Below are 12760 nucleotides of genomic sequence, written 5' to 3'. Positions count from 1 at the left end.
CCCCCATGCGCGCGACCACTGAATCCATCTTATTGCGGCTCGATGACATCTCCCTGTCGTTCAAGGGCGTCAAGGCCATTACCTCCATCAGCTTCGCGGTGAAGACCGGGGAAATCTGCGCCCTGATCGGCCCGAATGGCGCCGGCAAAAGTTCGTTGCTGAACGTGATCAACGGCGTCTACCAGGCCCAGAGCGGCAGCGTCAGTTATGCCGGCCAGACCCGACGCCGCATGCGTCCGCACCAAGCCGCCGAGGGCGGGATTGCCCGCACCTTCCAGAACATCGCCTTGTTCAAAGGCATGAGCGTGCTCGACAACGTGCTGACCGGGCGCAACCTCAAGCGCCGCAGCAGCTGGATCGAGCAAATGTTGCGCATTGGCCGCGCCCCATGTGAAGACGACGAGCAACGCCGCCACGCCGAAAAAATCATCGAGTTCCTGCGCATCCATCCTTGGCGCCACGTGCTGGTGGGCAAGCTGTCTTACGGTTTGCAAAAACGCGTTGAGCTGGCCCGGGCCTTGGCCGCTGAGCCGAAGTTGCTGCTGCTCGACGAGCCCATGGCCGGCATGAACGCGGAAGAGAAGGGCGAGATGAGCCAATTCATCCGCGACATCAACCGTGAGTTCGGCACCACCGTCGTGCTGATCGAACATGACATCAGCGTGGTCATGGGCCTTTCCGATCACGTAGTGGTGCTCGATTACGGCCGCAAAATCGGCGACGGCACCCCCGACCAAGTGCGCGCCAATCCAGAAGTGATCGCGGCCTACCTGGGCACCCGACGTTCCCGCGCGGAGGCTCGCTGAGCATGGAATTTTTCTTCGAAGTGCTGATTGGCGGTTTGCTGGCCGGTGTCATGTATGCGCTGGTGGCGATTGGGTTTGTGCTGATCTACAAGGCCTCCGGGGTTTTCAACTTCGCCCAGGGCGCGATGGTGCTGTTTGCCGCGCTGACTTTCGTCAGTCTGCTGGAGCGCGGCTTGCCATTCTTCTGGGCGTTTGTCGCGACGCTGGCGAGCATGGTGGTGCTGGCGTTGCTGATCGAAAAAATGGTGCTGCGGCCCTTGGTCAATCGCCCGCCGATCATCCTGTTCATGGCCACCCTCGGGCTGTCTTACATGATCGAAGGCCTGGCGCAATTTCTCTGGGGCGCGCAGGTGCATGGGCTGGAATTGGGCATTCCCGATGAGCCGCTGGAAATTCGCGGGATGCTGCTCTCGCAGTTCGATCTGTTCGCCGCCGGCACCGCCGCGACCTTGGTGATTGCCTTGTCGCTGCTGTTCAACAAAACCCGGGTCGGTTTGTCCTTGCGCGCGGTCGCCGATGATCCGCTCGCGTCCTTGGCCGTGGGCATTCGCCTGCCACGGATCTGGGCGCTGGTTTGGGCTGTGGCGGGTTTCGTCGGGTTGGTGGCGGGGCTGCTGTGGGGCGCGCGTCTCGGGGTGCAGTTCTCGTTGTCGCTGGTGGTGCTCAAGGCGCTGCCGGTGTTGATCATCGGCGGTTTTTCTTCGATTGGTGGCGCGATTGTCGGCGGCTTGATCATCGGTGCGGCGGAAAAAATCGCTGAGATTTACCTCGGCCCGATCATCGGCAGCGGCATCGAAAACTGGGTGCCTTACGTCCTCGCGTTGCTGTTCCTGCTGGTGCGGCCTGCCGGGTTATTCGGCGAGCGCGCGATCGAGCGGGTCTGACATTTTTTCAAGGAATGCCTGCATGCTTTATCAAGAAGCCGGTCAACTGAACAGCACCTATGCGGCAGAGCGGCGCACGTTTCGCTTGCGCCAGGATCGCCTCGGCCTGTGGCTGCTGTTGGCGTTTGCCTTCGTCGCCGTGCCTTGGCTGGGCAATGATTATTGGTTCAGCGCGATTCTGGTGCCGCTGCTGGTGTTGTCCCTGGCGGGGCTCGGTTTGAATCTGCTGACGGGCTATGCCGGACAACTGTCGCTGGGCTCGGCGGCGTTCATGGCGGTCGGGGCGTTTGCTGCCTACAACCTGCAACTGCGCGTGCCCGGTTTGCCGTTGCTGGTGAGCTTCGCCCTCGGTGGCGTGATCGCTGCGTTGGTGGCGGTGTTGTTCGGCTTGCCGAGCCTGCGGATCAAGGGCTTCTACCTGCTGGTGGCGACCCTGGCCGCGCAGTTTGTCGTGGAATGGGTGCTGACCCGCTTCAGCTGGTTCACCAACGACAACGCCTCCGGGGTCATCACCTCGCCGCCGCTGTTGATCGCCGGACTGGATTTCAGTTCGCCCCGGGGCCGTTACCTGCTGACCCTGGCGGTGGTGGTCGTGCTGTTCTGGCTCGGCAAGAACCTGGTGCGCAGCGAGTTGGGCCGCAACTGGATGGCGGTGCGCGACATGGACACCGCCGCTGCAGTAATCGGCATCCGCCTGTTCAAGGCCAAGCTGTTGGCGTTTGCCATCAGCGGCTTCTACCTCGGGGTAGCCGGGTCGCTGTGGGCGTTCGCTTACCTGGGCACGGTGGAACCCCACGGCTTCGATCTCAGCCGTTCATTCCAAGTGTTGTTCATCATCATTATCGGCGGCCTGGGCAGTGTGCTCGGCAACTTTCTCGGCGCCGCGTTCATCGTGCTGTTTCCGATTCTGCTGGCCAATGTCTGCGGGTTATTACCGGCGGGGCTGATCGATTCCGGCCAGTTGGAAAACATCCAGAAAATGCTGTTCGGCGCACTGATCATCACCTTTCTGATCAAGGAACCCGAAGGCCTGGCCCGACTGTGGCAGCGCTTTCGGCAACGGGCCAGGGTCTGGCCGCTGCGGTACTGATTGCTTTCATCCCTGACAAAAACACCATCGATCTCCCACGAGGAACTGCTTTCATGACTCACCGCAAAACGCTGCGCCGCCTGGCACTGGGCCTGGCTTTACTGACTGCCGGCCTGAGTGCCGGGGTCCAGGCTGCCAACGAACAGTATTTCCCGTTGCAGAGCTATCGCGTCGGGCCTTATGCCGCTGGCGGCACCGGTTTCTTCGGCGGGTTTATCGACTACCTGCAATACATCAACGCCAAGGGTGGGGTGAACGGGGTCAAGTTGACCTGGAGCGAATGCGAAACCGAGTACGTGGTGGAGAAGGGCGTCGAGTGCTATGAACGCCTCAAGGGTGGCTTGAACGGTGCACCGGCCGCCGCCACCAACCCGCTGTCGGTAGGTATTGCGTACGCGACCCTGGATCGTTCGACCGCCGACAAACTGCCGCTGATCACCATCAACCACGGGCGCACGGATTCCACCGACGGCAGCGTGTTCCCGTATGTGTTCCCGTTGCAGCTCAACCCGTATTCCGAAGTGTCGGCGATCATCAATTACATCGGCGAGCGCGAAGGCGGCGCGGACAAACTCAAAGGCAAGAAAATTGCCGTGCTCTACCACGGTTCGCCGTATGGCAAGGAAACCAACGGCGTGCTGGAGACACTGGCGAAAAACGCCGGTTTCGAATTGACCCTGCTGGAAGTGCCGCACCCCGGCAACGAGCAGCAATCGCAATGGCTGAACATCCGTCGCCTCAAGCCGGACTGGGTGATCCTGCGCGGCTGGGGCGTGATGAATCCGGTAGCGTTGAAGTCGGCGCAAAAAGTCGGTTACCCAGCGGATCACATCATCGGCAATATCTGGAGCAACTCGGAAGAGGACGTGGTGCCGGCAGGCGCGGCGGCCAAGGGTTTCATCGCGATTACCACGCACCCGTCGGGCACCGATTTCCCGGTGCTGCAAGGCATCAAGCAAAGCGTGGTGGACGCCGGCAAAGGCAACCTCGCCGATCCGAAACGCTTCGGCACCGTGTACTACAACCTCGGCGTGGTGAACGGCATTCTAAACGTCGAAGCCGTGCGCCTGGCCCAGGAAAAATACGGCAATAAACCGCTGACCGGTGAGCAGGTGCGCTGGGGCTTCGAACACCTGAACCTCGACGATGCGCGCTTGCAGGCCTTGGGCGCGAAAGGGTTGGTGCAGCCGCTGAAGCTGTCGTGCGCCGATCATGAAGGCGGCGGTGCGGTGCGCTTCCAGCAATGGGACGGCCAGCGCTGGAACCTGATCAGTGATTGGGTCCAGGCCGACCGCGCCTTGTTGCGGCCGATCATCGAAGCCTCCGCCGCGCAATACGCGAAGGAAAAAGGCATCACCCCGCGCAATTGCAGCCAGGAGCAATAAAGTCCGATGAGCCAGAGCCCGATAGCCGACCCGCTGCTGAGCGTGGAGCAGGTCGAAGTTTTTTACGAACAGTCGATTCTCGCCTTGCGCGGCGTCTCATTGCAGGTCGGCAAAGGGCAGATGGTGGCGTTGCTCGGGGCCAATGGCGCCGGTAAAAGCACCACGCTCAAGGCGATTTCCAGCCTGGTGCGCGCCGAACGCGGGGAAGTGACCACGGGGCGGATTGTCTATCAAGGGCAAGAGATCACCGAGGCCGACCCTGCCAGTTTGGTGCTGGCGGGTTTGGCCCAGGTGCTTGAGGGGCGGCACTGTTTTACGCACCTCAGCGTCGAGCAGAATCTGTTGATCGGCGGCTTTGCTGGGCGGCCTTCACGCAAAGTGTTGAGTCAGCGGCTGGAACGCATCTACGGCTACTTCCCGAGGTTGCGGCTGTTGCGCAAACGCCTCACGGGCTACACCTCCGGCGGCGAGCAGCAAATGGTCGCCATCGGGCGTGCGTTGATGTCCGAGCCGCGCCTGTTGCTGCTGGACGAACCGTCCATGGGATTGGCGCCTCAGGTGGTCGAGGAGATTTTCGATATTCTTGCCCGGCTGAATCGTGAAGAAGGCCTGAGCCTGCTGGTGGCCGAGCAGAACATCAACATCGCACTGGATTACGCCCAGTACGCGTTTGTGCTGGAAAACGGCCGGGTGGTGGACGAAGGTTCAGCGGCCGAACTGGCCGCGCGGGAGGATTTGCACACTTACTACCTGGGGGCTGTGGGGTAGCCTGGTACACCGCGTTATCCACAACCGATCCCCGTCGGACACAGATTTTGCGTCCACAACCGATCCTCTGTAGGAGCGAAGCTTGCTCGCGAAAGCGGTCGTTCATTCAACATTGACGTTGCCTGACACACTGCCTTCGCGGGCAAGCCTCGCTCCTACAGCGAAGGCGTCAGGTGCTGCTGATCGGTGTGCTGGGCTTTGCCCTTGATGCATTGGCCAGAGGACTGCATCGGCGGTGGGGGCACACGAATCTGGCCTAGGTATCTTTCGAGGCAGATGGGCAGGCTTGTATATTCATTTATTGAATAACCAAAGCTTTAAATATTCCTTTTAGTGTTGTTACGGGCAGTGCACTTTGAGCGCCTGCGTATCCGTGCGAATTTTGCTTTCCCTTTCTTGCAATGACTTTGAGGTATTCATGGCAACTCCTTTCAAGCGTTCAGCGTTGACACTATTGGCAGCCTCCCTGGCGACGGCGAGCCTGTTGCTGAGTCCCGGCGTACAGGCCGAAGGCAAGATCAGCATCGCCCAACAATTCGGCATCGGTTACCTGATTCTGGATGTGGTGCGCGATCAGCAACTCATCGAGAAACAGGGCAAGGCGCAAGGCCTCGATATCAAGGTCGACTGGAACAGCATCTCGGGTGCTACGGCGATGAACGAGTCGCTACTGGCCGGTGCGCTGGACGTGGTGTCGGCCGGTGTGCCGCCGATGCTCACGATCTGGGACCGCACCAAGGGCAAGCAGAACGTCAAGGGCATCGCATCGCTGGGCTCGATGCCCAATTACTTGCTGACCAACAATCCGAACGTGAAGAGCCTCAAGGACTTCACTGAAAAGGACCGCATCGCCGTACCGGCGGCGGGTGTGGGTTTCCAGTCGCGCACGTTGCAGATCGAAACGGCGAAACAGTTTGGCCCAGAGCATTACAAGAAGTTTGACGATATCTCGATCAGCCTTGCCCACCCGGATGCAACAGCGGCGCTGATTGCGGGCGGTTCGGAAATCAACGCGCACTTTTCCAGCCCTCCGTTCCAGTATCAGGAACTGCAGAATCCCAACGTGCACAAAGTGCTGAGTTCCTACGACGTACTCGGCGGCCAGGCCACGTTCAACGTGCTGTACACCACTGAAAAATTCCACGACGAAAACCCGAAGACCTACAAGGCCTTCTACGACGCGCTGGTTGAAGCCGAGAAAATCATCAAGGCCGACAAACCCGCAGCGGCCCAGACCTACATTCGCGTAGAGCAATCGAAACTGGCCCTGCCGCTGGTTGAGAAAATCGTCGCCGACCCGGAAATCGATTTCACAGTCGTGCCACAGCGCACCTTTATCTATGCCGAGAAATTGCAGGAGTTGGGTGTGTTGAAAAACAAGGCGGCGAGCTGGAAGGATTATTTCTTTGAAGAAGCCCATGGCGGGGCGGGTAGTTGAAGCCGGGTTAGCGCTAACGTTGCCAGAAGCGGCGCGAAGGGGCCGGTACATCCGACACATCCTCTGTGCCTGGAATACCGCCTTCGCGAGCAGGCTCGCTCCCACAGTTGATCTAGGGTGGATCAGGTATTTGCGTACCACCACAAACCCCTGTGGGAGCGGGCTTGCTCGCGAAGGGGTCATTACAGCCAACATTGATGTTGACTGAACCACCGCCATCGCGAGCAAGCTCGCTCCCACAGTTGATCTAGGGTGGATCAGGTATTTGCGTACCACCACAAACCCCTGTGGGAGCGAGCTTGCTCGCGATGAGGCCATTACAGCCAACATTGATGTTGACTGAACCACCGCCATCGCGAGCAAGCTCGCTCCCACAATTTGATCGTGGTGAGTCAGTGTCTGCTCTCAATCACAAAAAACTGGCAACTAGGGCTTCCAGATGTTGACGTCTTTGGCGTCCACTGCCTTGGGCAGTAACCCCTCGGCAAAAAACGCATCGGCGATTTTCTGCTGTTCGCCCAACTGCTCAGCCTTCACCGGTTGTACCTGGTAACTGCGATGGGCATTCGCCGCCTCGACGGTTTCCACATCCAGGTTGCCCCACAGCGGCCCTAGCACTTGCGCGGCATCGCGGGGGTTGTGTTTGATCCAGTCGCCGGCCTTGTGCAGTTGTTCGTAAACCAGTTTCAGGACTTCCGGGTGTTCCTTGGCGTAGGCATTGCTGGTCAGGTAATAGCGTTTGTAGCTGGCCAGCCCGGCGCCGTCTGCCAAGGTGCGGGTCGGCAGTTGGCGTTGCACGCCAGTCAGGAACGGTTCCCACGTGACCCACGCATCGACCTTGTTGTTCTCGAAAGCCGCCCGGCCATCAGCCGGGGACAGGTACGCCGGCTCGATGTCGGAAAACTTCAAGCCAGCCTTGTTCAACGCAGCGATCAGCAAGTAGTGGGAACCCGCCGCTTTGGTCACCGCGATTTTCTTGCCTTTCAAATCTGCCAGTTGCTGCAACGGCGAATCCTTGCGCACCACAATCGCCTGGGCCGAAGGCGAGGGCGCTTCCTCGGCAAAGTAGGTCAATTTGGCCTGCGCGGCCTGGGCGAAGATCGGCACGGTATCGGCCACGTCGGCGCTGATATCGACGTTGCCGACATTCAACGCTTCCAGCAGCGGTAAGCCACTGGAGAACTCATGCCAAGTCACGTCTATGTTGTTTTGCGCGAGGGTCTTTTCCAGGGTGCCCTGGGTTTTCAGCAGGGTGATCAGGGTCGATGACTTCTGGTAACCGATGCGCACGGTTTCCCGGGCTTGGGCCGGCAGTGCGAAGGACAAGGCCAGTGCGACAACCAGACCGGACAGCACAGCATTCTTGAGGGGTTTTGACATGGCGAACTCGACAGTTGGCAATGGAGAAGGTGGCGAACTGTCATGAGCATAGGGTTCTAAGAATTATTCTTTAAATAATTTTTGGATCTTAGCTTAGGGGTTTTGCATATTCTATTCAGGAATAAATAAATCGTTATTTATTCCTTTTGTAATCTGCCGAAGCAGTGCATTTTGAAGGCCTGCACCTCAGTGCGGTTTCGCCCCACATCAGACAGGAAGCCTCAACATGACCATTAAAGCGATCAACGTTCGTAACCAGTTCAAAGGTGTAATCAAAGAAATCCTGGAAGGCGAAGTGGTCTCGGAAATCGATGTGCAAACTGCCTCCGGCATCGTTACCTCGGTGATCACCACCCGTTCCGTGCGCGATCTGGAATTGAAAATCGGCAGCGAAGTGATTGCCTTCGTGAAGTCCACCGAAGTGTCGATTGCCAAGCTCTGAAGATCTTTCAAGTTGAAACACTGTCCCTGTGGCGAGGGAGCTTGCTTGTGGCGAGGGGGCTTGCCCCCGTTGGGTCGCGAAGCGGCCCCCCGCAATCTCTCAGATAGACCCCGTCGTCAGGTTTTACGACTGCTCCGCAGCCGAACGGGGGCAAGCCCCCTCGCCACAGGGTTTCGCGGGGGCACAATTCTCAGCGGGAAATCAACCCACGCTCAATCGCGTAGTTGAGCAGCGCCGCCGGTTTGTCGATGTTGAGTTTGCGGCGAATGCTCAGGCGATGGGTTTCCACGGTGCGCACGCTGATATCCAGTTCGCGGGCCATTTCCTTGTTGTTCATGCCCAATACCATTTTGCACAGCACCTCGCTTTCACGCGGGGTGAGCTCGTTGTCGGCAGGGCGCTCGGCCGCCAGTTTCTGGGCGATTTCCGCGCTATAGAACGTGCCGCCGCTGGCAATCGCTTCGATCGCGGCGATGATTTCGCGCGAAGGCGAGTTCTTCAGCACATAGCCGCTGGCCCCCGAGCGCACCGACTCGCTCACGTACTCGTTGTTGTCGTACATGCTCAGGATCAGGATCTTGATCTCCGGGTGCTCGCGGCGCAGTTGCCTAGTCAGTTCCAGGCCATTCATGTCCTTGAGGCCGATATCCACCAGCAGCAAGTCCGGCTGGGTCTCGCGGACCATTTCAATCGCGCTCGCGCCACTGTCGGCTTCACCGACGATGGCCAGGAAATCCACCACCGTCAGCAACGCACGGATGCCGTCGCGCACCAGTGAATGATCGTCGACCAAAGCGACGCGGATCGGGAAGGGCAGGCTCATCAATGCAGCTCTCTTATTGTTGTGTGAGGATGATCGGCGTCACGCAGCCGTCATGCTCATCGGGATAAGGACGTTCAGTTCACTTCGGCCCGGCGTTGAATGCAGGTCGAGTCGGCCACCAAAGTGCTCGACCCGTTCACGGATATTGCGCAAGCCAATCCCGGCGTTCAGGCGATCGACGCGGTTGACGTTAAAGCCGACGCCGTTATCCACGACCACCAGTCGCAACGCCTCTTTGGACCCCTGCAACGTGATCGACACCGAGCTGGCCTGGGCGTGCCGTTCAATGTTGGTCAGGCCTTCCTGGGCAATGCGGAACACGGCCACGGCGGCGCCGTCCACCAGATCACAATCGAACAGGTCGCTTTCGTAGTTCACCTGCAAGCCGCTGCGTTGCTGGAATTCGGCAGCCAATTGGCCGATGGCGGCGGGCAGGCCGAGGGTGTCGAGCAGCGATGAACGCAAGTCATGGGAAATGCTCCGCACCTCGCCGATGGCACTGCCCAGACGCTCCGTGGCTTCGCGCAAAATACTCAGGCCATTGTCGCGTCCGGCCTCGATCAGATGGCTGGCCAGTTCGAACTGAAACTTGATCGACACCAGCAATTGGCTGATGCCGTCATGCAGTTCCCGGGAAACCCGCGAGCGTTCCTCTTCCTGCAAGCTGACGATGCGCTGGTTGAGGCGCTGGAGTTTTTTGTCGGCCAGGCGATGTTCGCTGACGTTCAATGTCATGCCGCTGACGAACACCAGCAGCACCGCAATCAGTGCGACCGCAGCAATCGCCAGCATGGTGCCGTGGATGCCATTGGCAACTTCATCCCGGGCTTGTTGCGTAGCCTGCTCGACGTCTTCGAGGTAGATGCCGGTGCCGAGCATCCAGCCCCAGCGGTCGAGCATCACTACGTAGGCGAGTTTGTCGGTGACCGCGCCGGTCGAGGGTTTTTTCCAGGCGTAGCGTTGGAAACCGGCGCCGGACTCCGCGCTTTTCAGCAGGGCTTGAATCACCGGCAGACCGTGCGGGTCGGTCATGTTCCACAGGTATTTGCCCACCAGGTCCGATTGCCGTGCATGCATCAGGCTGCGGCCCTGACGGTCGTAGACGAAGAAATAACCGTCGATGCCGAAGCTCAGTTTGCGCAACTCTTCGAGCACCCGCTGCTGCGCGACTTCGTCACCCTTGCCGTCGGCATACAGCGGCTCGATCAGGCTCTTGGCCATTTCTACGTAGTTTTTCAGTTCCGCGCGTTTGCTGGCGAGGATGCTGTCCTCGATCAACTGCGCCTGCTGCTCGCCGAGCTGGCGATTCTGGAACATGACCAGGGCGCAAATCACTGCAATCGCGAGGATCAGCGGCAGGATGCCCAGGGCAACGATTTTGTGTTTGAGCTGCATATCTACTCCTGTCCAGACCGGGCGACGGTGCGGCAGGGCCGTTGGTGGGTGGCGTGGTTGGCGCATCATAGGCCAAAAAGATCCTCACTTCCCCAGCGTAAAGCGCCGTCGAACTAATGGATAAATCCGCTCTGCGTAGTACTACGTAGAAGGGCCTTACGTAGTACTGCGGATTTCACTGATGGCGACATGCGCGGATATTAGGCACGCTCGCATAACGGGCACCATTATAAAAATTATCGCCGCGGCCTATCGGACTGCCGGCAGGAGACACGCAATGACCCGTCTGGTTAAACACCTCGCCTGGTTTGTCGTGGCTGTCATTGGAGCGATTGCGCTGAGTGTCGTGGCCTTGCGCCGCGGCGAAGCGATCAACGCCCTCTGGATCGTCGTCGCCGCCACCGCCATCTACCTTGTTGCCTACCGCTACTACAGCCTGTTCATCGCCACCCGGGTGATGCAACTCGACCCCAATCGCGCCACTCCCGCAGTTCTCAACAACGATGGCCTGGACTACGTCCCGACCAACAAACACATCCTTTTCGGTCACCACTTCGCGGCAATTGCCGGCGCAGGACCTTTGGTCGGGCCGGTATTGGCGGCGCAAATGGGCTATCTGCCCGGCACGCTGTGGCTGATCGCCGGTGTGGTGTTTGCCGGTGCGGTGCAGGACTTCATGGTGCTGTTCCTGTCCACACGCCGTAACGGCCGTTCCCTGGGCGATATGGTCCGTGAAGAAATGGGCCGCATCCCCGGCACCATCGCGCTGTTTGGCTGCTTCCTGATCATGATCATCATCCTTGCGGTGCTGGCGCTGATCGTGGTGAAAGCCCTGGCCGATAGCCCTTGGGGCATGTTCACCGTGATGGCGACCATCCCGATCGCGATGTTCATGGGCATCTACATGCGCTATATCCGCCCGGGTCGCATTGGCGAAATCTCGGTGATCGGCGTGGCGTTGCTGCTCGGTTCGATCTTCGTCGGCGGGCAGATTGCGGCTGATCCAGCCTGGGCCAAGGTCTTCAGCTTCACCGGTGTGCAAATCACCTGGATGCTGATCGGCTACGGTTTTGTCGCGGCGGTTTTGCCGGTGTGGCTGATCCTCGCGCCGCGTGATTACCTGTCGACCTTCCTGAAAATCGGAACCATCCTGGCGCTGGCCGTCGGGATCCTGGTGACCATGCCCGAGCTGAAAATGCCGGCGCTGACCCAATTCATCGACGGCACCGGGCCGGTGTGGAAGGGCGGCCTGTTCCCGTTCCTGTTCATCACCATCGCCTGTGGCGCGGTCTCCGGTTTCCACGCACTGATCGCTTCCGGCACCACGCCGAAACTGCTCGCCAGCGAAGGCCATGCCCGTTACATCGGTTACGGCGGCATGCTGATGGAATCCTTCGTCGCGATCATGGCGATGGTTGCTGCCTCGGTGATCGAGCCGGGCGTGTACTTCGCCATGAACAGCCCGGCTGCCGTGGTCGGTGGTGACGTGGTGGCTGTGGCGCAAACCGTCAGCAGCTGGGGTTTTGCGATTACTCCAGAAGCGCTGCAAGCCGTGGCCCATGACATCGGTGAAACCACCGTACTGGCTCGCGCCGGCGGTGCACCGACCCTGGCCGTAGGTATCGCGCAGATCCTGCACAGCGTGCTGCCGGGTGAAAACACCATGGCGTTCTGGTATCACTTTGCGATTCTGTTTGAAGCGCTGTTTATCCTGACCGCCGTGGACGCTGGCACCCGTGCTGGACGCTTCATGCTTCAGGATTTGCTCGGTTCTTTCGTCCCGGCGCTGAAACGCACCGAGTCCTGGACCGCCAACCTGATCGCCACCGCCGGTTGTGTGGCGATGTGGGGTTACTTGCTCTATCAAGGCGTGATCGATCCACTCGGCGGGATCAACACCTTGTGGCCGCTGTTCGGCATCTCCAACCAGATGCTCGCCGGCATCGCGTTGATGCTTGCCACGGTTGTGCTGATCAAAATGAAACGCCAACGCTACATCTGGGTGACCTTGTTGCCAGCCGCGTGGTTGCTGATCTGCACCACGACTGCGGGCTTCATCAAGCTGTTCGACGCTAACCCGGCGATCGGCTTCCTGGCCCTGGCCAAGAAATACAGCGATGCCTTGGCCAACGGCCAGATCCTCGCGCCGGCCAAGGACATCAACCAGATGCAGCACGTGATCTACAACGCGTACACCAATGCAACGCTGACCGCGCTGTTCCTGTTCGTGGTGTTCAGCATCCTGTTCTATGCGCTCAAGGTCGGTATTTCGGCCTGGGGCACCAAAGAACGCACGGATAAAGAATCGCCATTCCAGGCTGTGCCGGACGTGTGATCGAGGATTGCCAC

The 12760-nt window shown here is 59.5% G+C and carries 11 protein-coding genes; 8 read left to right on the top strand and 3 right to left on the bottom strand.

Annotated features, from left to right (window positions below):
- Positions 1-5 precede the first annotated feature (5 nt).
- The 6 genes from ACIOYV_RS06665 (at position 6) to ACIOYV_RS06640 (ending at position 6371) form a co-directional block, all read left to right on the top strand.
- The gene (locus ACIOYV_RS06665) at positions 6-806 is read left to right on the top strand and encodes an ABC transporter ATP-binding protein (protein WP_401322024.1); all 801 of its coding nucleotides are present in this window, start codon (positions 6-8) and stop codon (positions 804-806) included.
- Positions 807-808: 2 nt separating this feature from the next.
- The gene (locus tag ACIOYV_RS06660; RefSeq protein ID WP_054050750.1) at positions 809-1690 is read left to right on the top strand and encodes a branched-chain amino acid ABC transporter permease; all 882 of its coding nucleotides are present in this window, start codon (positions 809-811) and stop codon (positions 1688-1690) included.
- Positions 1691-1712: 22 nt separating this feature from the next.
- On the top strand, positions 1713-2780 hold the full coding sequence (locus ACIOYV_RS06655) for a branched-chain amino acid ABC transporter permease (RefSeq protein WP_401322020.1): 1068 nt from the start codon (positions 1713-1715) through the stop codon (positions 2778-2780).
- A 53-nt stretch (positions 2781-2833) separates the two neighbouring features.
- On the top strand, positions 2834-4165 hold the full coding sequence (locus tag ACIOYV_RS06650) for an ABC transporter substrate-binding protein (protein ID WP_401322018.1): 1332 nt from the start codon (positions 2834-2836) through the stop codon (positions 4163-4165).
- Between the two features lie 6 nt (positions 4166-4171).
- Complete coding sequence (locus ACIOYV_RS06645; protein ID WP_054050757.1) at positions 4172-4933, top strand: ABC transporter ATP-binding protein; 762 nt, start codon at positions 4172-4174, stop codon at positions 4931-4933.
- Positions 4934-5351: 418 nt separating this feature from the next.
- A complete protein-coding gene (locus tag ACIOYV_RS06640; protein ID WP_401322015.1) occupies positions 5352-6371 on the top strand; it encodes an ABC transporter substrate-binding protein in 1020 nt (339 codons plus the stop codon).
- Between the two features lie 426 nt (positions 6372-6797).
- Here the strand turns inward: ACIOYV_RS06640 and ACIOYV_RS06635 are convergent, their stop codons facing one another.
- A complete protein-coding gene (locus ACIOYV_RS06635) occupies positions 6798-7751 on the bottom strand; it encodes an aliphatic sulfonate ABC transporter substrate-binding protein (protein WP_401322012.1) in 954 nt (317 codons plus the stop codon).
- A gap of 226 nt (positions 7752-7977) precedes the next feature.
- On the opposite strand from ACIOYV_RS06635, the gene ACIOYV_RS06630 reads away from it, so the two are divergent.
- Positions 7978-8193, top strand: a complete 216-nt coding sequence (locus ACIOYV_RS06630; RefSeq protein ID WP_034150404.1) for a molybdopterin-binding protein — start codon at positions 7978-7980, stop codon at positions 8191-8193.
- Positions 8194-8383: 190 nt separating this feature from the next.
- On the opposite strand, the gene ACIOYV_RS06625 is transcribed toward ACIOYV_RS06630, so the two are convergent.
- Positions 8384-9016 (bottom strand): response regulator transcription factor, encoded by a 633-nt coding sequence (locus ACIOYV_RS06625; protein ID WP_054614475.1) that lies wholly within the window; start codon positions 9014-9016, stop codon positions 8384-8386.
- A 39-nt stretch (positions 9017-9055) separates the two neighbouring features.
- Entirely contained in the window at positions 9056-10411 is a 1356-nt protein-coding gene (locus ACIOYV_RS06620) for a cache domain-containing protein (RefSeq protein WP_401322007.1), read from the bottom strand.
- Positions 10412-10688: 277 nt separating this feature from the next.
- Between ACIOYV_RS06620 and ACIOYV_RS06615 the strand changes: the two genes are divergently transcribed.
- Positions 10689-12746 (top strand): carbon starvation CstA family protein, encoded by a 2058-nt coding sequence (locus ACIOYV_RS06615; protein ID WP_163914555.1) that lies wholly within the window; start codon positions 10689-10691, stop codon positions 12744-12746.
- Positions 12747-12760: the final 14 nt, after the last annotated feature.

The sequence above is a fragment of the Pseudomonas sp. NPDC087342 genome (assembly GCF_044744265.1).
Classification (GTDB): domain Bacteria; phylum Pseudomonadota; class Gammaproteobacteria; order Pseudomonadales; family Pseudomonadaceae; genus Aquipseudomonas; species Aquipseudomonas nunensis.
This window is presented reverse-complemented; position numbering and strand designations above follow the sequence as displayed.